The sequence below is a fragment of the Pseudomonas sp. FDAARGOS_380 genome, assembly GCF_002591235.1.
Lineage (GTDB): Bacteria > Pseudomonadota > Gammaproteobacteria > Pseudomonadales > Pseudomonadaceae > Aquipseudomonas > Aquipseudomonas salmasensis.
Genome location: NZ_CP023969.1, coordinates 3000855 through 3022607 on the forward strand (window position 1 = coordinate 3000855; position 21753 = coordinate 3022607).

Annotated in this window: 26 protein-coding genes; 10 read left to right on the forward strand and 16 right to left on the reverse strand. The window is 59.4% G+C overall.

The genetic code is table 11. From position 1 onward, the window contains the following. Positions 1–228 precede the first annotated feature (228 nt). Complete coding sequence (locus CRN80_RS14115) at positions 229–846, forward strand: FKBP-type peptidyl-prolyl cis-trans isomerase (protein ID WP_032895337.1); 618 nt, start codon at positions 229–231, stop codon at positions 844–846. Between the two features lie 60 nt (positions 847–906). Here CRN80_RS14115 and CRN80_RS14120 read toward each other — a convergent pair whose 3' ends face one another. The 3 genes from CRN80_RS14120 to CRN80_RS14130 all read right to left on the reverse strand — a co-directional run bounded on the left by CRN80_RS14120 (position 907) and on the right by CRN80_RS14130 (position 2804). Continuing rightward, the gene (locus tag CRN80_RS14120) at positions 907–1164 is read right to left on the reverse strand and encodes a hypothetical protein (RefSeq protein WP_003194088.1); all 258 of its coding nucleotides are present in this window, start codon (positions 1162–1164) and stop codon (positions 907–909) included. A gap of 159 nt (positions 1165–1323) precedes the next feature. Continuing rightward, positions 1324–1665 (reverse strand): zinc ribbon domain-containing protein YjdM, encoded by a 342-nt coding sequence (locus tag CRN80_RS14125; protein ID WP_003194087.1) that lies wholly within the window; start codon positions 1663–1665, stop codon positions 1324–1326. Positions 1666–1835: 170 nt separating this feature from the next. Beyond that, the gene (locus CRN80_RS14130; protein ID WP_003194086.1) at positions 1836–2804 is read right to left on the reverse strand and encodes a polyprenyl synthetase family protein; all 969 of its coding nucleotides are present in this window, start codon (positions 2802–2804) and stop codon (positions 1836–1838) included. Positions 2805–3043: 239 nt separating this feature from the next. On the opposite strand from CRN80_RS14130, the gene rplU reads away from it, so the two are divergent. The 7 genes from rplU to CRN80_RS14165 all read left to right on the forward strand — a co-directional run bounded on the left by rplU (position 3044) and on the right by CRN80_RS14165 (position 8682). Next, on the forward strand, positions 3044–3358 hold the full coding sequence (gene rplU / locus CRN80_RS14135; RefSeq protein WP_007950961.1) for a 50S ribosomal protein L21: 315 nt from the start codon (positions 3044–3046) through the stop codon (positions 3356–3358). A 34-nt stretch (positions 3359–3392) separates the two neighbouring features. After that, on the forward strand, positions 3393–3650 hold the full coding sequence (gene rpmA, locus CRN80_RS14140) for a 50S ribosomal protein L27 (RefSeq protein ID WP_003176049.1): 258 nt from the start codon (positions 3393–3395) through the stop codon (positions 3648–3650). Positions 3651–3842: 192 nt separating this feature from the next. Beyond that, positions 3843–5066 (forward strand): Obg family GTPase CgtA, encoded by a 1224-nt coding sequence (cgtA, locus tag CRN80_RS14145; RefSeq protein WP_003194084.1) that lies wholly within the window; start codon positions 3843–3845, stop codon positions 5064–5066. Between the two features lie 109 nt (positions 5067–5175). Beyond that, the gene (gene proB, locus CRN80_RS14150; protein ID WP_003194083.1) at positions 5176–6294 is read left to right on the forward strand and encodes a glutamate 5-kinase; all 1119 of its coding nucleotides are present in this window, start codon (positions 5176–5178) and stop codon (positions 6292–6294) included. 16 nt (positions 6295–6310) lie between these two features. Beyond that, entirely contained in the window at positions 6311–6775 is a 465-nt protein-coding gene (locus tag CRN80_RS14155) for a CreA family protein (RefSeq protein ID WP_003194082.1), read from the forward strand. Between the two features lie 102 nt (positions 6776–6877). Next, on the forward strand, positions 6878–7360 hold the full coding sequence (locus tag CRN80_RS14160; protein ID WP_098950388.1) for a glutathione peroxidase: 483 nt from the start codon (positions 6878–6880) through the stop codon (positions 7358–7360). 218 nt (positions 7361–7578) lie between these two features. Beyond that, positions 7579–8682 carry an NADH:flavin oxidoreductase gene (locus tag CRN80_RS14165; RefSeq protein ID WP_098950389.1) on the forward strand — a complete coding sequence of 368 codons (1104 nt, stop codon included), beginning with the start codon at positions 7579–7581 and terminating at the stop codon, positions 8680–8682. Here the strand turns inward: CRN80_RS14165 and CRN80_RS14170 are convergent. Together CRN80_RS14170 and cysZ are read right to left on the reverse strand one after the other, a co-directional pair. Next, the gene (locus CRN80_RS14170; protein ID WP_098950390.1) at positions 8651–9853 is read right to left on the reverse strand and encodes a glycosyltransferase family 1 protein; all 1203 of its coding nucleotides are present in this window, start codon (positions 9851–9853) and stop codon (positions 8651–8653) included. The two genes, CRN80_RS14165 and CRN80_RS14170, sit on opposite strands and share 32 nt — an antisense overlap. Before the next feature lie 54 nt (positions 9854–9907). After that, entirely contained in the window at positions 9908–10672 is a 765-nt protein-coding gene (cysZ, locus tag CRN80_RS14175) for a sulfate transporter CysZ (protein WP_019817478.1), read from the reverse strand. Between the two features lie 294 nt (positions 10673–10966). On the opposite strand from cysZ, the gene trxB reads away from it, so the two are divergent. Then, complete coding sequence (trxB, locus tag CRN80_RS14185; RefSeq protein ID WP_003194076.1) at positions 10967–11929, forward strand: thioredoxin-disulfide reductase; 963 nt, start codon at positions 10967–10969, stop codon at positions 11927–11929. 687 nt (positions 11930–12616) lie between these two features. Here trxB and CRN80_RS14195 read toward each other — a convergent pair. The 9 genes from CRN80_RS14195 to CRN80_RS14235 form a co-directional block, all read right to left on the reverse strand. Then, positions 12617–12955, reverse strand: coding sequence for a HopJ type III effector protein (locus CRN80_RS14195; protein ID WP_098950391.1), 339 nt, complete (start codon positions 12953–12955; stop codon positions 12617–12619). 92 nt (positions 12956–13047) lie between these two features. Then, positions 13048–13824 carry a TorF family putative porin gene (locus CRN80_RS14200; protein WP_098950392.1) on the reverse strand — a complete coding sequence of 259 codons (777 nt, stop codon included), beginning with the start codon at positions 13822–13824 and terminating at the stop codon, positions 13048–13050. Between the two features lie 105 nt (positions 13825–13929). Beyond that, positions 13930–15657, reverse strand: coding sequence for an amidohydrolase (locus CRN80_RS14205; RefSeq protein ID WP_098950393.1), 1728 nt, complete (start codon positions 15655–15657; stop codon positions 13930–13932). Between the two features lie 177 nt (positions 15658–15834). Further along, positions 15835–16719 (reverse strand): helix-turn-helix domain-containing protein, encoded by an 885-nt coding sequence (locus CRN80_RS14210; RefSeq protein ID WP_098950394.1) that lies wholly within the window; start codon positions 16717–16719, stop codon positions 15835–15837. Positions 16720–16776: 57 nt separating this feature from the next. Continuing rightward, a complete protein-coding gene (locus tag CRN80_RS14215) occupies positions 16777–17073 on the reverse strand; it encodes a DUF1244 domain-containing protein (RefSeq protein ID WP_056788738.1) in 297 nt (98 codons plus the stop codon). 15 nt (positions 17074–17088) lie between these two features. Continuing rightward, positions 17089–17460 carry a dihydroneopterin triphosphate 2'-epimerase gene (gene folX / locus CRN80_RS14220; RefSeq protein WP_003194073.1) on the reverse strand — a complete coding sequence of 124 codons (372 nt, stop codon included), beginning with the start codon at positions 17458–17460 and terminating at the stop codon, positions 17089–17091. Between the two features lie 2 nt (positions 17461–17462). Then, entirely contained in the window at positions 17463–18023 is a 561-nt protein-coding gene (gene folE, locus CRN80_RS14225; protein WP_003194072.1) for a GTP cyclohydrolase I FolE, read from the reverse strand. Positions 18024–18043: 20 nt separating this feature from the next. Further along, entirely contained in the window at positions 18044–18754 is a 711-nt protein-coding gene (gene folM / locus CRN80_RS14230) for a dihydromonapterin reductase (protein ID WP_098950395.1), read from the reverse strand. A 57-nt stretch (positions 18755–18811) separates the two neighbouring features. Beyond that, complete coding sequence (locus tag CRN80_RS14235; RefSeq protein WP_098950396.1) at positions 18812–19369, reverse strand: antibiotic biosynthesis monooxygenase; 558 nt, start codon at positions 19367–19369, stop codon at positions 18812–18814. A 213-nt stretch (positions 19370–19582) separates the two neighbouring features. On the opposite strand from CRN80_RS14235, the gene CRN80_RS14240 reads away from it, so the two are divergent. After that, the gene (locus tag CRN80_RS14240) at positions 19583–20551 is read left to right on the forward strand and encodes a MerR family transcriptional regulator (protein WP_098950397.1); all 969 of its coding nucleotides are present in this window, start codon (positions 19583–19585) and stop codon (positions 20549–20551) included. On the opposite strand, the gene CRN80_RS14245 is transcribed toward CRN80_RS14240, so the two are convergent. Both CRN80_RS14245 and CRN80_RS14250 read right to left on the reverse strand, forming a co-directional pair. Further along, entirely contained in the window at positions 20542–21147 is a 606-nt protein-coding gene (locus CRN80_RS14245; protein WP_032895350.1) for a hypothetical protein, read from the reverse strand. The two genes, CRN80_RS14240 and CRN80_RS14245, sit on opposite strands and share 10 nt — an antisense overlap. Before the next feature lie 58 nt (positions 21148–21205). Next, the gene (locus tag CRN80_RS14250) at positions 21206–21673 is read right to left on the reverse strand and encodes a PAS domain-containing protein (protein ID WP_098950398.1); all 468 of its coding nucleotides are present in this window, start codon (positions 21671–21673) and stop codon (positions 21206–21208) included. Positions 21674–21753 lie beyond the last annotated feature (80 nt).

Sequence of the window (21753 nt, forward strand, 5' to 3'; positions counted from 1 at the left end):
TCTGCTGGACGGTGTGTTTTTGTTTGAGCCAGCCAAGATGTGTAGGGCTGTATCGGCGGGAAAGGATGATTCTGAAATACTTTTATTGGTCGTCGACGAAGGGGCGCTGGCGCGCTACGGCAAAGCCGGGGTGGGGCTGATCACGGCCCGCTCATGTGTGCTAGTCTGCGGGCCCTTTTAGTTCTGGGCGGCGCGGGAAACCGTGGCGTCCTACAGCGGAGCCTCTTCATGTCCGAAGTTAATCTGTCCACCGACGAAACCCGCGTCAGCTACGGTATCGGCCGTCAGTTGGGCGACCAACTGCGCGACAACCCGCCACCGGGCGTCAGCCTGGACGCGATCCTGGCCGGCCTGACCGACGCGTTCGCAGGCAAGCCTAGCCGTGTTGACCAAGAGCAAATGGCGGCCAGCTTCAAAGTGATCCGTGAAATCATGCAAGCCGAAGCCGCTGCCAAGGCTGAAGCTGCAGCAGGCGCTGGCCTGGCTTTCCTGGCGGAAAACGCCAAGCGTGAGGGCATCACCACCCTGGCTTCCGGCCTGCAATTTGAAGTGCTGACGGCCGGTACCGGCGCCAAGCCGACCCGTGAAGACCAAGTGCGTACTCACTACCACGGCACCCTGATCGACGGCACTGTGTTCGACAGCTCCTACGAGCGCGGCCAGCCTGCAGAATTCCCGGTTGGCGGCGTGATCGCCGGCTGGACCGAAGCCCTGCAACTGATGAATGCCGGCAGCAAATGGCGCCTGTATGTGCCGAGCGAATTGGCTTACGGCGCTCAAGGCGTTGGCAGCATCCCGCCGCACAGCGTTCTGGTGTTCGACGTCGAGCTGCTCGACGTTCTGTAAAACCTGCTGGTTACCTGTTGGGACGAACGCGTTCGCCCCAACAGGCATTTGCCAGTTTCTTCATGGATGGAACTTGCCATTGAGCTCCGTCGCCGGGCGCAACGCTCGTGCATAGCAGAACAGAAACAGATTCCTCACCACTTCCTTCAACACCCCAGGCTCACTGGAACTCAGGCCGTTTACGTCCAGATCGCCCTGGTCCTGCAGCTCGTTCAGCGCTTCTTCTTCAAGCACCGCACAGACTTCACCGGTTTCGCGATGCAGGATTCGCAGGTAAGGGTGTGGACGATCCAGCCAGGCATCTATCAAATAAGTCATGGTCGTTCTCCTTGATGGGTTTCAATGAGAATAATTCTTATTCTTAGAATAGCAAGCGTCTATTGGCAGTTTCTGTTTTTTTCTGTGTGGGTATTGCGTTCGATCAACGCAGAGGGCAAAACGCCACCCCGCGGCGGGCGCGGGATGGATGCAGCGGATTCAGACCTTGCGCACGAACTCGGACTTGAGCTTCATCGGGCCGATACCGTCGATCTTGCAATCGATATCGTGGTCGCCGTCGCACAGGCGGATGTTCTTGACCTTGGTGCCGACTTTGACCACCAGGGAAGTGCCCTTGACCTTGAGGTCCTTGATCACGGTGATGGTGTCGCCGTCCTGCAGGACGTTGCCCACAGAGTCTTTCTTCACGGTTTCATCGCCAACCACTTCGGCCTCGCCAGTGGCGGACCATTCATGGGCGCATTCCGGGCAGATCAGCTGGGCGCCGTCTTCGTAGGTGTATTCGGAATTGCATTTGGGGCAGGGAGGCAACGTGCTCACTAAAGCTCCTAGAAAGTCAGGGATGGCTAAAAGTCGCACATTATATAGGGTTTTAAACGCGGGTGGGGTTGGACTCGTCCTAATGTGGGAGCTGGCTTGCCTGCGATAGCGGCAGTGAATTCACTACAGTCATCGCAGGCAAGCCAGCTCCCACATTAAAAAGTGCTAGATCAGTGAGTACGGGCGACCGCAAACTCACTCAGCTCAACCAAGGCATCCCGGTATTCGCTGGCCGGCAGCGCTTCCAAGCATGTGATCGCCCGCGCCACGTAGTCACGCGCCAGTTGCGCGGTGTACTCCAGGGAACCCGAGGCTTCCACAGCGGCACGGATGGCTTCCAGGTCTTCGATCCCGCCTTTCTGGATCGCCTTGCGCACCAGGGCAGCCTGTTCCGGCGTGCCTTCGCGCATGGTGTAGATCAGCGGCAAGGTCGGCTTGCCCTCGGCCAGGTCGTCACCGACGTTCTTGCCCAGGGTTTCGGCGTCGCCCTTGTAATCGAGCAGGTCATCCACCAGTTGGAACGCCACGCCCAGGTGATCACCGAACGTGCGCAGCGCCTCGGCCTGTTCGGCGGTGGCGCCACACAGCGCGGCGGCGCTGTGGGTCGAGGCTTCGAAGAGCATCGCGGTTTTGCCGCGAATCACTTCCATATAGGTTTCTTCGGTGGTGCTGGCGTCGCGGACTTTGGACAGCTGCAACACTTCGCCTTCGGCGATGATGCGTGTGGCCTGTGAAAGAATCTTCATCACAGGCATCGAGCCCAGCTCGACCATCATTTCGAACGAACGCGAATACAGGAAGTCGCCCACCAACACGCTGGGCGCATTGCCCCACATGGCGTTTGCGGTCTCGCGACCACGGCGCATGCCGGACATGTCGACCACGTCGTCATGCAGCAGGGTGGCGGTGTGCAGGAATTCGATGGTGGCGGCCAGCAGGCGCAGGTCATCGCCTTGACGGCCCAGGGCCTTGCCACACAGCAACACTAATAAAGGACGCAGGCGTTTGCCGCCCGCCGACGTAATGTAGTCGCCAATTTTGGAGACCAGCGGCACTTTAGACGTCAGCTGCTGCTTGATGATGCCGTCGACGGCGCTAAAATCGTCCGCGACCGCGCGGTAGAAAGCTTGGGGTTGCATCAGCGACAGTCGCTCCAGAAGGGTTGCGCGGCATGCTAGGACCCTCACCCCGCAGTGTCAAGGCGCGATAGACGGCCCCTTGCAAGCCTCCCATAGCTTGCGTACAATCGCGCACCCTGAACTTCCTGGGCAGCACCTGCCTTACGCAATTGCATTCGGGACGTCCATCCCATGCAGCCATGCCAGCCAATACCTCTTCTTATAAAGCGCTGGGTGAGCAGGATTATCGGAGAAATACCATGTCGTACGCAGTAATTGTTACTGGTGGCAAGCAATACAAAGTCGCCCCAGGTGAATACCTGAAGATCGAGAAACTGGAAGTCGCTACTGGCGAATCCGTTACTTTTGATCGCGTTCTGTTGGTCGCCAATGGCGATGACGTGAACATCGGCGCTCCAGTTGTTGCTGGCGCTACCGTTGTGGCTGAAGTGATCTCCCAAGGTCGTCACGATAAAGTCCGCATCATCAAGTTCCGTCGTCGTAAGCACCACATGAAGCGTATGGGCCACCGCCAGTGGTACACCGAGATCAAAATCACCGGTATTCAGGCTTAATTTCAGCCTAATTCCTCACTAGGAGAATTGACTCATGGCACACAAAAAAGCTGGTGGTAGTACCCGTAACGGTCGCGACTCAGAAGCCAAACGCCTTGGCGTGAAGATGTATGGCGGCCAGAAAATCATTCCGGGCAACATCATCGTGCGTCAGCGCGGCACCCAATTCCACGCCGGTTACGGTGTTGGCATGGGTAAAGATCACACCCTCTTCGCTAAAATCGAAGGCGTGATCAAGTTCGAAGTAAAGGGCGCGTTCAACCGCCGTTACGTGAGCGTTGTCGCAGCTTAATTGCGAGATCGCTGGAAAAGCCCTGTCTTGCGACGGGGCTTTTTCGTTTGTGGAGTGAGTCTCTTGCAAAGCTGTCTGTGATGAGCTCAGGCGCTGGTTTGCGGTCGCTGATTGAGGTCGCTGCGCTCATTTTTGCAAGAGTCTTATGTCTTGGTTTCTTAAGCTCGTCCATGCGGCGAGAGGCGTTTTGTTATGAAGTTCGTTGATGAAGTTTCCATCCGAGTAAAAGCAGGCGACGGCGGTAACGGTTGCATGAGTTTCCGTCGCGAAAAATTCATCGAAAACGGTGGTCCAAACGGCGGTGACGGCGGTGACGGCGGTTCCATCTACATGATGGCCGACGAGAACCTCAACACCCTGGTCGACTACCGTTACACCCGGCACTTCGATGCCGAGCGTGGCTCCAACGGCGGCAGCACCGACTGCACCGGTAAAAAAGGTGAAGACCTGGTACTGCGCGTACCGGTCGGCACCACGATCATCGACTCCGCGACCCAGGAAGTGATTGGCGACCTGACCAAGGCCGGCCAGAAGCTGATGGTTGTGCAAGGCGGCTGGCACGGTCTGGGTAACACCCGATTCAAGTCCAGTACCAACCGTGCACCGCGCCAGACCACGCCGGGCAAGCCGGGTGAGCAGCGCGACCTGAAGCTGGAAATGAAAGTACTGGCGGACGTGGGCCTGCTGGGCCTGCCGAACGCGGGTAAAAGTACCTTCATCCGCTCGGTATCGGCCGCCAAGCCGAAAGTCGCCGACTACCCGTTCACGACCCTGGTGCCAAACCTAGGCGTGGTCAGCGTAGACCGCTGGAAAAGCTTCGTGGTTGCCGACATTCCTGGCTTGATCGAAGGCGCTTCCGACGGCGCAGGCCTGGGTATTCGCTTCCTCAAGCACTTGTCCCGCACCCGTTTGCTGCTGCACCTCGTCGACATGGCACCGCTGGATGACACCAGTGCCGCCGATGCCGCCGAAGTCATCGTCAGCGAGCTGACCAAGTTCAGCCCGGCCCTGGCCGAGCGCGATCGCTGGTTGGTACTGAACAAGTGCGACCAGATCCTCGAAGAAGAGCACGAAGAGCGCGTCAAGGAGATCGTTGACCGCCTGGAGTGGGAAGGTCCGGTCTACGTCATCTCGGCCATTGCCAAAGAAGGCACCGAGCGCCTGACCCGCGACATCATGCGTTACCTGGAAGACCGTGCCGACCGCCTGGCGGCCGACCCGGTGTACAAGGCCGAACTCGCCGAGCTCGACCAGCAGATCGAAGACGAAGCCCGTGCCCAGTTGCAGGCCCTGGACGACCAGCGTGCCCTGCGCCGCAGCGGCGTGAAGTCGGTCCACGACATCGGTGACGATGATTGGGACGAAGAAGACGTGGATGATGAAGACGGTCCGGAAATCATTTACGTGCGTGACTGATCCGTTGCGATAAACTTGAACGCCGCTCCCTGGAGCGGCGTTTTGGTATCCGGGTATAACGTTATGGGCAGCGCTGGGTCGCGCGGCCCTCACTCTAAGGTTGAAGATGATGCGGAGCAAAGTGACAGGTGCGCAGCGCTGGGTCGTGAAAATCGGCAGTGCGCTGTTGACGGCGGATGGCAAAGGTCTGGATCGTGCAGCCATGAGCGTCTGGGTCGAGCAGATGGTGGCCTTGCATGAAGCAGGCGTTGAGTTGGTGCTGGTGTCGTCCGGAGCGGTTGCCGCCGGGATGAGCCGCCTCGGCTGGACCGCGCGACCCAGCGCGATGCACGAACTGCAAGCCGCCGCTGCCATCGGCCAGATGGGCCTGGTGCAAGCCTGGGAGTCCAGCTTTGCCGAGCACGGCCGCCACACGGCGCAGGTGCTGCTGACCCACGACGACCTGTCCGACCGCAAGCGCTACCTCAACGCCCGCAGCACCTTGCGCGCGCTGGTGGAGCTCAAGGTCATCCCGGTCATCAACGAAAACGACACCGTGGTCACCGACGAAATCCGCTTCGGTGACAACGACACCCTGGCCGCCCTGGTGGCCAACCTGGTCGAGGCCGACCTGCTGGTGATCCTCACCGACCGCGATGGCATGTTCGACGCCGACCCGCGCAACAACCCCGATGCCCAGCTTATCTACGAAGCCCGCGCCGATGACCCGGCGCTGGATGCGGTCGCCGGCAGTGTCGGCGGTGCCCTGGGCCGCGGTGGCATGCAGACCAAGCTACGTGCCGCGCGCCTGGCAGCGCGCTCGGGGGCCCACACCATCATCGTCGGCGGGCGCCTGGAGCGCGTGCTCGATCGCCTCAAGGCCGGTGAGCGCATCGGTACGCTGCTGTCGCCGGAACGCGGCATGCTGGCGGCGCGCAAGCAATGGCTGGCCGGTCATCTGCAAACCCGTGGCACCCTGGTGCTGGACGCGGGCGCAGTAGCGGCGTTGTCCCAGGGCAACAAGAGCCTGCTGCCGGTGGGTGTGAAGCTGGTGCAGGGCAGCTTCCGCCGTGGCGAGATGGTGGTGTGCGTTGCGCCAGACGGTCGCGAGATCGCCCGTGGCCTGGCCAATTACAGCGCCCTGGAAGCACAGAAGATTATTGGACAACCCTCCGACGCCATTGTCGGACTCTTGGGTTATATGGCGGAACCGGAACTGGTTCACCGCGACAACCTGATCCTGGTTTAACCATAGGAAATACACGATGCGCGTGATGAAGGGATTGCTCGGCCTGCTGTTGGCCATGCCGCTGCTGGCCTCGGCCGAAGAAGTCGGCCAGGTATCGACGGTGTTCAAGTTCGTCGGCCCCAACGACCGGATTGTGGTCGAGGCGTTTGACGACCCCAAGGTCGATGGCGTGACGTGCTACCTGTCCCGCGCCAAGACCGGCGGTGTAAAGGGCGGCCTGGGCCTGGCCGAAGACCGTGCCGAAGCCTCGATCGCCTGCCGCCAAGTGGGCCCGATCCACTTCAAGGGTGAGCTCAAGGACGGCGACGAAGTGTTCAAGGAGCGCACCTCCCTGGTGTTCAAGACCATGCAGGTCGTGCGTTTCCTCGACAAGAAGCGCAACACCCTGGTGTATCTGGTCTACAGCGACCGCCTGATCGAAGGCAGCCCGCAGAATGCGGTGACGGCGATTCCTATTCTGCCCTGGCCGACCGCTCAGTAACCTGCAGGCGAGTTTCGTCACTGGCGTCTATGATTGCAGCTTTGCCGGTTGTAAGCTCCGAAGGGCTGCAATGCAAAGAACATGGGATATCTGGAGTTCGTCATGAGTGCTTTCCACGATCTGAAACTCAAAGCCTTGGACGGACGAGCGCTACCGCTGGCGCCTTTCAAGGGCCAAGTCGTGCTGGTGGTCAATGTGGCGTCCAAATGTGGTTTGACCCCGCAATACGCGGCGTTGGAGAACCTCTACCAGCAGTACAAGGACCAAGGGTTTACCGTGCTTGGCCTGCCATGCAACCAGTTTGCAGGCCAGGAGCCCGGCACCGAGGAAGAAATTCAGCAGTTCTGTGACCTGAACTACGGCGTGACCTTTCCACTGGGCAGCAAGATCGACGTCAACGGCCCTGATCGCCACCAGTTGTACCGCTTGCTGGCGGGCGAGGGCGCTGAATTCCCCGGGGATATCACCTGGAACTTCGAGAAATTCCTGTTAGGTAAAGATGGCCGCGTACTTGCGCGCTTCTCACCCCGTACGTCCCCTGACGATCCCTCCATCATCCAGGCGATCGAAAAAGCCCTGAGCTGACTCCAATCCACTGTAGGAGCGAGCTTGCTCGCGAAAAACACCAACGATAACGCGTCCTTCCTTAAGTACGCGACGTCCTCAGGTGCTTCGCGAGCAAGCTCGCTCCTACAGGTATTCGGGTGCTTCTGTACCTTAATCATTTAGATCAATAGTGCTATGAGTGGCGCTGTGGTCTGCATATTATCCACGTCATAAATTCCTTTGCCGTGGAGCGCTCCATGCCCGTCCAAGCCTTGTTCAAACCCTTCCAGCTCGGTGCATTGCAACTGTCGACCCGCGTGGTGATGGCGCCCATGACCCGCTCGTTCTCCCCGGGTGGCGTGCCCAATTCCAAAGTCATTGAGTACTACCGCCGCCGTGCGGCTGCCGGTGTGGGCTTGATCATCACTGAAGGCACCGTGGTCGGGCACCAGGCCTCCAACGGCTATCCCAACGTGCCGCATTTCTACGGCGAAGCCGCCTTGGCTGGCTGGAAGAAAGTGGTCGATGCGGTCCACGCCGAAGGCGGCAAGATTGTCCCGCAGCTGTGGCATGTGGGCAGTGTGCGCCGTATCGGTACCGAACCTGATGCCAGCGTGCCGGCCTATGGCCCGACGGAAAAGCTCAAGGACGGCAATGTCGTTGTGCACGGCATGACCAAGCAAGACATCAAGGACGTGATCAACGCCTTCGCCCAGGCCGCCAAGGATGCCCAGGCGATCGGCATGGACGGCGTGGAAATCCACGGTGCCCACGGCTACCTCGTCGACCAGTTTTTCTGGGAAGGCAGCAACCAGCGCACCGACGAATACGGTGGCAGCCTGGCCAACCGTTCGCGCTTTGCCATTGAACTGATCCAGGCGACCCGCGCCGCTGTCGGCCCGGACTTTGCGATCATCTTGCGTTTCTCCCAGTGGAAGCAGCAGGACTACACCGCGCGCCTGGTACAAACCCCTGAAGCGTTGGGTGAGTTCCTCAAGCCACTGGCTGACGCCGGTGTGGATATTTTTCACTGCTCCACTCGCCGTTTCTGGGAGCCGGAATTTGAAGGCTCTGACCTCAACCTGGCCGGCTGGACGCGTCAGCTCACCGGCAAGCCAACCATCACCGTGGGCAGCGTGGGCCTGGATGGCGAGTTCCTGCAGTTCATGGTCAACACCGACAAGGTTGCCCAGCCTGCCAGCCTGGAGAAACTGCTGGAGCGCCTGAACAACGATGAGTTCGACCTCGTAGCCGTGGGCCGTGCGTTGCTGGTGGACCCGGATTGGGCCGTGAAGGTGCGCGAAGGGCGTGAGGGCGACGTCTTGCCCTTCAGTCGTGAGGCGTTGATGACCCTGGTGTGAGCGGTGAGAGGGCAGGCACTCGCTGACCGTCCTCGCATACCCCACGCAACTGGCGCTCGAATTGCTCGATAATCGCCGGCCAGCCCTGACGGCTGGCATGTTGTCGGGCATTCAAGCGCGCTCTGCGTAGCGTTTCACGCTCCTCCAGCAGCCAGATGGCCGCATCGCAAAACGCGTTTTCATCCCCAGGCATTGCCAGTGCGCCGCTATAGCCATGGCGCAGATGCTGGCTTGCGGCCGCTTGATCATAAGCCACCACACCCAGGCCTGAGGCCATCGCTTCAAGCACCACATTGCCGAAGGTTTCGGTCAGGCTTGGGAACAGGAACAAATCCCCTGAGGCGTAATGCTTTGCCAACTCTTCGCCGCGTTGAGCTCCGCAGAACACCGCATCGGGCAAGTCACGTTCCAGTGACGAACGCTGGGGGCCGTCACCGACGATAATCAGCTTCATGCGCCGCATGGGGTAGGTGTCTTGCAATGCCTCAAAGCAGCGCTTGAGCAGCCCCAGATTCTTCTCCTGAGCCAGGCGTCCCACATGCAGCACGGCAATATCGTCGTTCGCCAAGCCCCAATCATCACGCAAGGCGTTATTGCGTTTGGCTGGATGGAACAGTTGGCTGTCCACCCCCCGCGACAGCATGCCCAGACGTTCGAAATGCCGGCGTTCCAATTCCAGGCGCTGGCTTGCGCTTGGCACCAGGGTCAGGCTGGAGCGGTTATGAAACCAGCGTAGGTAATGGGTGACCACGCGGCTCAACAGGCTCAAGCCATACTGGTTCGAATACTGCTGGAAATTGGTATGAAAGCCGCTGACCACGCTGATGCCCAGGCGCCGTGCGGCGCGCAACGCCGAGAGCCCCAGCGGCCCTTCCGTGGCGATATACAGCACATCGGGGCGCTGGCGCGTCCAGCGGCGCAGTAACTTGCGCATTGACGATTGGCCCCATTGCAGGCCTGGATAGCCGGGCAGTGGCCAGCCGCGGCACAGCAGCAGTTCATCGTCGCTGGGGCGGCTTTGGTCGGCACTCTGGCGTGGGCGTACCAGCTCGACCTGATGGCCGCGTGAGCGCAAACCTTCGCACAGGCGGCCAAGGGTATTGGCCACCCCGTTGATTTCCGGCGGGAAGGTTTCGGTAATGAGGGTGATGTGAAGCGAGGCTGTCGTCATGACCCACAGTGTCGGCGTGGGCCATGTCGCCATTGTGTCAGTGCGATGATGGATTTATGACTTGGCCACCGCTTGCTGCGCCATCGCTTCGGCGCCTTGCTCACGCACCCAGAACAACGTCGCCCCGGCCACCGCCGCTGGCATCATCAACAGGTTGACCACCGGCACCAGCAGCACCAGGTAAACAATGCCGCCAAAGCTCATGCTCTGCCAGCGCTTCTGGCGCAGCCACGCGAGCATCTCGTTCCAGCCCAGCTTGTGGTTATCGGCCGGGTAGTCGATGTACTGGATCGCCATCATCCACACGCCAAACAGCAGCCACAGCGGCGCCGCGATCAGGTTGACCACCGGGATGAACGACAGGATAAACAGGCCGATGGCACGTGGCAGGAAGTAACCCAGCTTGCGCATCTCCCGCGCCAGGGTGCGCGGGACCATGGCGGCCAGTTCAGCCCAACTGAACGGCGGGAAGTCATCGGTGCCACGTACCACTACCTCAACCTTTTCGGCGAGAAACCCGTTGAACGGCGCGGCGATGATATTGGCGAGCATGGTGAAGGTGAAAAACACCATCAGCACCACCAGCACCACAAACAGCGGCCACAACAGGTAATTCAAAAAGCCTAGCCAGTGGGGCAGCGTTGGCATCAAGCTATCGACCCACAGGCTGAACTGATGGCCGGCGAAATAGATCAACCCGACGAACAACACCAGGTTGATCGCCAACGGCAGCAACACGAACAGGCGCAGGCCAGGGCTCAACACCAGTTTGAGGCCTTCACGCAGGTATTGCGGGCCGGAAAGAGCAGGGGCGGGCATGGAGTACTCCGAGCAAAATGGCGAACGCGCCGACCTTACCGGCTTTGCACCTGATGTGAAAGCGTGGGCAGGTAAGCGACATCCAGGGTTACAAAGGGGTCGATTAACTTGAATGCGCGCATAGAGAACACCTATGAGCTGGATTGTTAATGCGTATTTCCTTAATCTTGCCCCCCTCGATACGCTGCACCCATTATTTTTCAGGACCTGGCGAGTTAAAGCCTTCCCCAAGTGCTTCGCCGTCCTTTTTTATTCCCGCCGCCCTGTGGTCTGGGCGGTCGGTAGGAGTGAGTCATGTCTGATACCCGTCATTCCCGAGTGATTATTCTCGGTTCCGGCCCTGCCGGTTACAGCGCCGCTGTCTACGCTGCCCGGGCCAATCTCAAGCCGCTGCTGATCACCGGCATGCAGGCGGGCGGTCAGTTGACCACCACTACTGAAGTCGACAACTGGCCGGGCGATGTCCACGGCTTGACCGGCCCGGTGCTGATGGAGCGTATGAAAGAGCACGCCGAGCGCTTTGAAACCGAGATCGTCTTCGACCATATCAACAAGGTCGACTTCTCGAAAAAGCCTTACAGCCTGACCGGTGACAGCGGTGTGTACACCTGCGACGCGCTGATCATCGCCACCGGCGCCAGTGCTCGTTACCTGGGCCTGCCGTCGGAAGAAGCGTTCATGGGCAAGGGCGTGTCGGCCTGTGCTACCTGCGACGGTTTCTTCTACCGCAATAAACCGGTTGCCGTGGTCGGCGGTGGCAACACTGCCGTGGAAGAGGCGCTGTACCTGGCCAACATCGCCAGCACCGTGACCCTGGTTCACCGCCGCGAGACCTTCCGCGCCGAGAAAATCCTGATCGACAAGCTGCACGCCCGTGTCGCTGAAGGCAAGATCATCCTCAAGCTCAACGCCACCCTGGATGAAGTCCTGGGCGACAACATGGGCGTGACCGGTGCCCGCCTGAAAAACAACGACGGCAGCTTCGACGAGCTGAAAGTCGACGGCGTGTTCATCGCCATCGGCCACACCCCGAACACCTCGCTGTTCGAAGGCGTGCTGGAAGCCAAGGACGGGTACCTGGTGGTGCAGGGCGGCCGTGAAGGCAATGCGACTGCGACCAACATCGAAGGTATCTTCGCTGCCGGCGACGTGGCAGACCACGTCTACCGCCAGGCCATCACCTCGGCCGGCGCCGGTTGCATGGCGGCCCTGGATGCCGAGCGTTACCTCGACGGTTTGAAGGACGCTTCGTTCTAAACCCGTTGACTTAAAAAAAGCCGGCTGCGAAGCCGGCTTTTTTATGCCTGCGATCTAGCCTACACCGCTAAACAAATGTGGGAGCTGGCTTGCCTGCGAAGGCGGCCTAACAGCCGACGCCAATCTACCTGACACCTCGCAATCAAACTTTGGGAGCGGGCTTGCTCGCGAAGGCGGTCTGGCAGTCAACACAGCTGGATTGTGTGTATATCCATTCCTGCGGTAACGGCCCCCTAGGGTTCCGCCCTGACGGCGGGTCACTTTGGAAAAGCCCCAAAGTAACCAAAGGGCTCTTGCCCCACCACTCGGCACCTCGCTTGGGCTCGGTGTGCCCGTAATCCGCCAGTGATTTGGGGGGCCGCCGCCACGCGCCATCCATGGCGCGGGGCGGCTAAACCGGCATCCCTGCCGGTTTACCCCCCAAATCCCTGTCGAATTCCGGCCAGCGTGGTTTGATGGGGCGCCTAAGAACAAAAGCAGATCAAGAGCGACTCGCTTCGCATCGTGGTTACCGGTCAGTTAAGCGGTCATCGCGTTCTGTAGGAGCGAGCTTGCTCGCGAAAAACGTTAACGATAACGCGTGCTTGCTGAATGAACGCGGCGCCTTTGAGTTTTTCGCGAGCAAGCTCGCTCCTACAGGCATCAGGGCACGCCCGGCGCCCACATTGAGCGGGGTCGACGATAAAATCAGCGGCGGGTCAGAGGCTGTTCAGCAAACTTCACTGCGGCCAACCCATGGGCAATCAACGCCCGAATATTGCCATGGTCACTGCCGTCCGGAGTGGCCACCACCGACCGGTAATGCTCACCAAACGCCAGCAGTGCTTCCTGATCACTCAACCCTTCCAGTAGCGCAAGACCCAAGGTCTTGCACGACCCTTCATTTTGCCCGGCGGCATTTTCCACACCGCCGTTGGTGAAGGCCTGCGGTTGGTAGTCGTAACCGGCGGCGATAAAGGCCAGGGTGTCGGCAAAGACATGTTCGCCGCTGTTGAGGCTGGCGCGCAGGGTATTCAAATCAGTCATCGGTTCTGGCTCTTTCTTAACGGGTGTAGGTGAGATTACCTATAGTAACTTTTTCAAGGTTATTTCGGACCACATGCAAGCTGACGGGCGGGTTAGAACGTCTTACTTGCGCCGGCCACTATTGTTGCGCTGCACAGGTTATCGAAGCCGGTAAAGCTGGTGCATTCGGCTTTCGAGAGGTCGGTGTCGATATAGCTCAGCGACCAGTTAACGCCGACCAACTCGCGGCTGAGCTTGATTTCCCAGTTGTGATAATCGGCACGGCCGTTGCCGTTGTTACTGAAAAACACGTCGTCTTTGTAGTCCACGTATTCATAGCGAGCTTCCAGGCCGACCTCTGCGGGCAGCACGGTGTGGTAACCGATGAACCACGATGACAGGTCCTCGTCTTGTTTACCCTTGTGGAACTCGCCATGTTCATCCTCGTAGTCAGGGCCTTTCATGTTGCGCACGTATTTGCCGCCAAGCAGAACGCCGTAAACATCCAGGACAGTCTTGAGTTCGCCCTGGTTGTAATCGCTTTGGCGCGGGTACTCATACTGCGTGTAGAAGCTGTCCAGGCTGATGCGGTCATGGATTTGCCAAAAGTAGCCGGCGAAATATTCGATTTCCTGGCGCGTTTTGGAGCCATTGCCAAAGTCGACATTCGAGGTCCAGACGCCGGCGTACAAACCACTGGCGTGGTTGAGGGTAACCCCCAGTTGTGCGGCAGGGTCACCCAGGGTTTGCGAGATGCCACTGGTGCGATAGTCGCTGACCAGCGCGGGGTTGATGATGAGCTCGAAGCTGTCGTTGAGCTCGACGGCTTGAGCGTTGATCAGGGGCGTCAAGGCGAGCGCTGCAAGCGTGAAGACGGAAAGTGCGTTCATAGGAGTCTCTTATTGTTATGAGTGTGTGAGTTATTCCAGGCGCGACCGTGCCCAGCGCCGCTCTGGGAGCGGCGTCAGGTGTTTGCGTAATATTGAGCGAGTGAGTCAGATCTGTTTGCCGGAGAAGAAGGTGTTCAGGACCTTGGTCTCGAATAGCTCGTCGTCGCTGACCTTGAACACATCGCGATCAAGGACGATCAGGTCAGCCTGCTTACCGGGTTCCAAAGAGCCGATCTGTTGTTCCAGGCGAAGGGTTTTAGCGGCGTTGAGGGTGTAGGCGTAGAACATGGTCTGGCGATCAAGGCTTTCCTTGGCGTTAAGCACCCCCAATGGGCCTTTACGCGTGCTGGCCTGAGCAATGGCATTCCACGGGTTGGGGCCAGAGACGGGCCAGTCACTGCCGCCCGCGATGGTTGCACCCGCGTCATGCAGGGATTTGGCGGGGTACAGGTGATCGTAGGCAGACGTACTGATGTAAGGCCTGACCAGTTCTTCGGTGTAACTCTCGCTGGTGGCCCACAGCAATTGCATGGAGGCAATGACCCCCAGTTGCTTGAAGCGAGGGAGGTCTTCTGGATCGACCACTTGCAAGTGGGCGAGGCTATGGGCCACAGGCGTCGGGTTGAGGCGGCGCGCATAATCGAAGCCATTGAGGGCTTCACGTACGGCGCGGTCACCGTCCGCGTGCACATGCATGATCCAGCCGCGCTTTTCCGCAGCCACCACCAACTCACCGAAATGCTTCGGATCGATCAGCAACTGACCGCGTTTATTAGTGTTTTTGTAGGGGGCGATGACCGCTGCGGTCTGCCCTGGAAACTCCATGATGCCGTCAGCAAAGATCTTGATGCCGGGGAATGTCAGATTGGGCACGCCCTCGAATTTTTTCATCACCTTGGCCACGACTTCCAGGTCGGCCGGCTTGCTTTTGGAGTTGGTCAGCATCAAGGCGGCGACGTGGGCACTGAGTTCGCCCTTCTCGGCCAGTTCGCGGTAGAACGGCAGCACGCCGTAGCTCTGCTCCGTGGCGGTGAAGTCGAACAGCGAGTCGCCATTGCCGGCGTTTGATGCCGCATCCATCCACGCGGTGACGCCATAACCATTATTGACCTTCACCGCTTCGCGGGCAGCCTTGAGCATGATCTCTTTGCTCGGTGCAGGAACCTTATTGCGGACCTGATCCCAGCGAGACTCGGCAAAATAACCGGTGGGGGTGAAGTCGTTTTCGTGACCGATGTAGTCACGCTCGTTCGCAGGCAGGCCTTTTACCAGTGCTGCATCGACTTTCACACGCTTGAGCATGGCGTTGTTGGCCCAGCCGGTGTGGCCGTCGATGCCACTGAGCACCAGCGGTTGGTCGGCCCAGCGGCCGTGGTTGAAGATCTTGCCCAGTTCGCGGCTTTTATCCCAATAGGCCGAGCTGGTGCCGGCAATTAAGATGACGTCCCCGGATCTGGCCCGGCCTGCCTTATCTTGCTCGATGATCCATTGCTCAAGCTCGGGCAATGGCTTTTCTTCATCCAGCAAGTTGGCACCCAGACTCGCGAGGCCCGCAGACACCGGATGGCTGTGAGTATCAATCATGCCGGGCATCAACACCTTGCCCGCAAGGTCGAACCGTTGAGTGTTGGTATCGGCGAGGGCATTGATCTGCGCATCACTGCCGACTTCGAGGATTTTTCCGTTTTCCACCGCCACCGCTTGAGCCAGCGCTTGGCCGGGGACACCGGTGAAAACCTTGCCATTGGTGAATACCAGATCGGCTGCTGCCATGGCCTGCAGTGAGGGCACCGTTAACATCGCGGCCAGAACACAGGGGGTCAATCGCTTCATTCAAAGCTCCTTATTGATTTTGTTCTATTGAGGTTTTAGCGACGCAGCACATCAATGGCCGGCGAACGCACGGTTCCTTGTTTGAAGTCGATAATGCGGGCGTAAGAAGGCTGGCCTCTATCCGATTTGCGCTTGCGTGCGAGCCTCATTTTGGTGCGCAAGCGCTTGGGGGCCGATTCAGCGGGGACGTAAGAGTGTGCGGCTGGGGAGTTCGCCAAAAAGCTGGTAATAGGCCTGGGAGAAACGGCCCAGGTGCCAGAATGACCAGCGCATGGCGATTTCCGCCACGGTCGTCTCTGCGGGCACCCTGCGCAGTAAGTCGCGGCGGGCAAAGTTCAATCGGCGTAACCGCTGCCATTGGCTGGGTGATACACCGATAGAAGACGTGAAGCGTTGTTGCAACTGACGAACAGACACCCCGGCGCCGTTGGCCAGTTGCAACACATTGAAGTGTTCTTGCGGGCTGGCCATGACCAGGTCGAAAACCCGTTGGATAAGGCGGCGGTCATGGGCTCGGTGTTTCAGGCTTGCCAGGTCCGGCGTCTGACTCGGGCAATCGAGGATATACAGGCAATCGTCGACCAGCTGTTGTGCCAGCCCTGCTTCAGGCACCGGGGATTGCCCCACGGCCAACCGTTGAAGCGTGCTGCTTAACCAGTGGCCAAAAACCTGGCTCTGCCGGGAAACCAGCGGGGTGAGGAGCATGCCATCCAGGCTGCTCAAGTTCAGGCAATCAAGTTGCTTGAGGTATTGAGGGCCGATCACCACCGCGACTTCTTTATAGTTTTGCGGGGTCACCCAGGTGTTCTGACTGTCCTCGTTGAGCAGGTACAGAGATCCGTCACCCGTATCAAAACTAAAGACCAATGAACCGGCGGGCGCATGGAAATGCTGCTCCACCCGCGTGTTCATCTGCTCTTCATACACCTCGATGCCGTCCAACTGCATGTACACAACTTTGCCCCGGAAATACCCCGGGGACATTTGCTGGTAGTGCTCCTGCCAGCCGGAAATCGCCAGTTGCTGATCCACATCCGCAGTATCAAAGGTTTGAATCTGCATGCTTTTGCTTTCCTGGTTTTTCCCGCGGGCGGGTCGCACGTCGTGAGGGCTTAGCGCCTAACCCTGTGGGTTGCCTTTGGCAAACGCGGCCTGTTGGTCGGCGTTGGCTTCTTGCTGGTATTGGGCTTTCCACTCGGCGTACGGCATGCCGTACACCACTTCACGGGCGTCATCGAGGCTGAGCTCGATCTGGCGCTCGTCGGCTTCGGCCTTGTACCACTTGGACAGGCAGTTGCGGCAGAAGCCGGCAAGGTTCATCAGGTCGATGTTCTGCACATCCTTGCGGCTGTCCAGGTGGGCCACCAGTCGGCGAAAGGCGGCGGCTTCGAGTTCGAGGCGTTGTTGGTCGTTCATAAGGCTCACTTGCTATCAGCGGCTGGCGGCCAGAGTGATCGAAACCGACTCGGCAAAGCGCAGCGCGTGGGGTTTGTCTACTTCGACTTCGGCGTACAGTACCGATTCGTTGCTCATCACCAGGTCCAGCAGTTCCTGGGTCAGGCGCTCCAGCAGGGCAAAGCGATTGCCTTCGACGTGAGCGATGATGGCCTTGGTGATGGTGCGGTAGTTCAGGGCGTGGTCGATGTCGTTGTCACGTACGGCTTCCTGGGCGGCATACAGGATGGTCAGGTTGATCAGCACATCCTGCTTGTTGAGGATCTCGTCCTCGTTGATGCCGATAAAGGTGCGCAGGCACAGGTCCTTGACCCGGATACGCGCCATGCCTGGTTGAAGTTGTGGCATTGCTACTTGCTCCGTCCAATCAGTTGCAGGAACTCCATGCGGGTGGTGTTCGACTCGCGAAAGGCGCCGAGCATCACCGAGGTGTTCATGGTTGAATTCTGTTTCTCCACGCCGCGCATCATCATGCACATGTGCTTGGCTTCGATCACCACCGCCACGCCGGCGGCCTGGGTCACGTCCTGGATGGCGTCGGCGATTTGCCGTGTGAGGTTTTCCTGGATCTGCAGGCGCCTGGCGAACATGTCGACGATGCGCGCCAGTTTTGACAGGCCCAGCACCTTGCCGGTCGGAATATAGGCCACATGGGCCTTGCCGATAAAGGGCAGCAGGTGATGCTCGCACAACGAATACAACTCGATGTCCTTGAGGATCACCATCTCGTCATTGTCAGACGCAAACAGCGCGCCGTTGACGATTTCTTCCAGGTTCTGCTCATAGCCATGACACAGGTACTGCATGGCCTTGGCGGCACGCTTGGGCGTATCGAGCAGGCCCTCGCGCTGTGGGTCTTCGCCCAGGCCCTTGAGGATTTCGCGGTAGTGGTGGGGCAGGGATAAGGTCATACAACATCCTCAAAAACGGCTTACTTGATATGCCGCCCACCGTTGACGGTCAGGGTGGTACCGGTGACATAGGGGTTGTCCAGCAGGTAACGCACGCTCTGGTAGATCACCTCGGGCCCGGGCTCTATGCCCAGGGCTGACTTGGCCAGGACCTTGGTGCGATAGGCCGCGTCATCGCCTTCGTTGAACATCACCATCGCCGGGGCGATGCCGTTGACCTTGATCAGCGGCGCAAACTGCGCGGCAAACGATAACGTGAGGCTGTCGAGCCCGGCCTTGGTGGCGCAATAGGCGATGTGATGCCGGCTGCCCTTGCGCACCACGTCATCGCTGATATGCACGATATCGGCGGGTGTCGAACGTTGCAGCAAAGGTGAACAATGCAGGTTGATCAGGTACGGCGCAAGCATGTGCACGCTGAACATGTCGATAAAGGCACGGCTTTCGTCGCCCGGCGTTTCGGCGACCCAGGCTGAAGCGTTGTGGATGATTGCGCGCAGGCTTTGGGTATGGGTTTTGACTGCGCCAATGAAAGCCAGCACGCCGGCTTCGCTGGAGAAGTCGGCAAACACGCCGATGGCACCCCGTTCACGTAGCGCCTGCACGCCGGGGCGTTCGCTGCGGTAGCTGAAAATCACGGCTTGGCCTTCATCCAGCAGGCGCTCGGCGCAATGCAGGCCGACACGCTGGCCGGCACCGGTGATCAGGATCGGAGCGTTGGTTGCATTCATGGGAGGCTCAAGTCGCTGGCAGGCTCAAACTATACCAGCGCCCCGGCCTCCCTGTACTCAAGCGGCGGCTTCGGTGACCTTGCGAGTGGGCGAGGGGTGCAGCCAATTCGCCAGCAGATGGGTCGACAGCGGTATAAAGAGGTAGACCATCAACGGGGTCAGGGCAGCGGTGCTGACCAGTACGCGGCTGAACAGGTCCAGCTCATTGAGCAGCGAGCCCAGGCCGAAGTTGAACAGCAACGATACCGGGAAAAATGCCAACCAGATGGCCACGGCCTGTTTCCAGCGTGGCGGGCGGGCACCTACTGCGCCAAACCAGCCATCGATACCGCTGACACGGTGCTCCGACGGGTCGGCAAACAGCTCGCTGCCTCGGCTCAGCCACGCGCTGCGCGAAGCGGAGAACTCCCACGCATGCAGGGTTTTTTCATCGGCAAAGCGGAAGATGATCTGGAACTCATCATCATGAGGCGGCGGGGCCAGCACGCCGGAACCCAGGTAACCGGGGAAGTCAGTCGCCAATTGCTCGCCTTCGCGCAGCCAGGCCATCAACTCTTCGTAGCGACCCTTGGCCACGCGGCGCGCAACCATCAAGGTGACGGGTGAGGTAGACATCGTATATCTCCAAATCAGCAAGTGCGCCGAGCCGGGTAGGCTGTGCACGGGCGAAGCTGCGGGGTGGTGCAGCGACGCAAAAGAACAGGCAAGGATTATTCCGGATTTGCCCAAATACGCCAGAAACTTCGGATGGATCGCCGTAGATCTTGAATCATTCAGTTCAATCGGCGTTAAATGGTATTCAAATTCATACAAGTTTTTTGACCGCTGATGCCCGAAATCACTGCGCCTCTTCGCGAAACGACACCCGACAGCCACACTGACTGCGAGGGGCTGTTTCCGATTCGTGAAGTGGCAAGACTCACAGGCGTAAACCCGGTGACCTTGCGTGCCTGGGAGCGTCGCTACGGTTTGATCCAGCCTTTACGCACCGAAAGTGGGCACAGGCTGTACTCAAGCACCGATATCGACACCGTGCACCGCATCCTCGACTGGATCGAGCGGGGCGTGGCGGTGAGCAAAGTCGGCAAGCTCCTGGCGCGCGACCCACAGGCCAACGAACCGGCCACGGCGTCACGCAGCGATACCGAACTGGAGTGGCGCCAGTGGCAGGCGCAACTGCGGCTGGCCATCAGTGCCTTTGATGATCGTGAGCTCGACCGGTTGTACGGCCAGATCTTCAGCGTCTATTCGACGACCGTGGTGTTCCAGGACATTTTGGTCCCGCTGTGGCAACAGCTGTTACGTCACCAAGGCCGCTTTGGCCAAGCCAGCGAGTGGCTGTTCTTCGACAATTTCCTGCGCTCGCGCGTCGCGCGGTGCCTGCAAGTGGCCAGTGCCTCGCCCGTGCCCAGGGTGTTGCTGTCAGCCATTGCCGGAGAGTGCCGTGAGCTGGAGTTACTGGTGGCGGGCTTGTTGATGTCGAGCGAGAAGCTGGCGGTCAAGGTCCTGGGCGTTGGCCAGCCACTGGATGAGTTGACGCTGATCTGCGAGCGCACCCGCCCGCAAGCCTTGGTGATGTTTTCCAACCACGCTCCAGGGGCAGAGCTGGCGTCGCGGCTCAATCGCCTGGCCTTCACCCTCGATTGCCCGTTGCTGCTGGCTGGAGAAGCGTCGGACCTGGCAGAACACAGCCTGGCAGGGTCGTCGATTGGTTGCCTGGGCAATGATGGACGCTTGATGCCGCGCCGCTTGCAGCAACTGCTCAGCGGCCATCCGGGTACCGAGCCTCAGGCGTGAACGTGAGGATGCACCAGGCGGTGTTGGTGCAGGATGAACTGGCGTAGCCGTTCGATCTCATCGGCATCGCTCTGGCTCAGGCGATAAGCGAACAGGCCTCGGGCGGTTTCGCGCTCCAGCGTGCCGCGCAGGGCGATGCGCTCGTAGCCGGAAGGGCTGAACCACAGGGAAAAGGTCTTCGGCGGTTTGACCCGGCCACGCACTTCTACCAACACACCTTTGAATGACACTTCGTGCACCCACAACGCGCTGGGGTAGCCCTTGATGTTTTCCAGCGCCACCGGCGTTTCAAGGGCCAGGCGCCACGGGCGGATCATCGGCCCGTCTTCAAAAATGCTCGGTACGCCCAGGCGCAAATGCACGGCATGGAACTCATCTTCCACCAGGTGCAACGGGAAGGTGAGTTGCTGGTTGTCGAACTGCGCCTGGATGGTGACCTGGTCGTGAGCCGCTAGCCGCGTGAGCAGGTCGCGAATCTGAGCGCCGCCATTAACCGTCAGGCTCGACCATGCATCCCGCAGGTTGAGCTGCGGGTTGTGCTGCATGTCCTGGATAAAATCCAGTTCGTCCTGCGTCAATAGCGTGTCGCGTTGCATTGATCTAGCTCAAGGCTGAGGCATTAAAAAGCCATTATCGCTCTAAAGACCGCGTTTTTTACAGTTTGTTAAATCCACTCGTCGCCTTGAGTGCCGCGAGCTCGCTCTTGAGCTCGGCTAACTGGGCTTCCAGTTGGGCGACGCGCTGTTGGGCTTTGACTTGAGTGGTGACGTCTTTTTGCACGCCGACGAAATACGTTTGCTTGTCGACCTCGTTGTACACGGTCGAAAGCGACAGTTCGTTCCAGAAAGGTGTGCCGTCCTTGCGGAAGTTGCGCAGGATCTCTCGGCAGGCGCCGCCGCTGTCGAGCGCGTCACGAATGGCCATCAAGGCCGGTTGGTCGCGGTCGCCCGCCTGCAGGAAACGGCAGTCCTGATAGAGAATCTCGTCCAGCGTGTAGCCGGTCATCCGTTCGAAGGCCGGGTTGACGTAGATCAGTGGTTTGTCCCGGCCTTCGCGTTCGGCAACGACGATCCCGTCATTGGACGCATTGACGACCATTTGCAGCAGTTTGGCGTTAATCATAGAGCGGTCCCTGGCCTGATTTTGACCTTGCCAGTTTATGGCAAGTCTGGAATGTTGCACGGTGCGCACTGAAATATTGG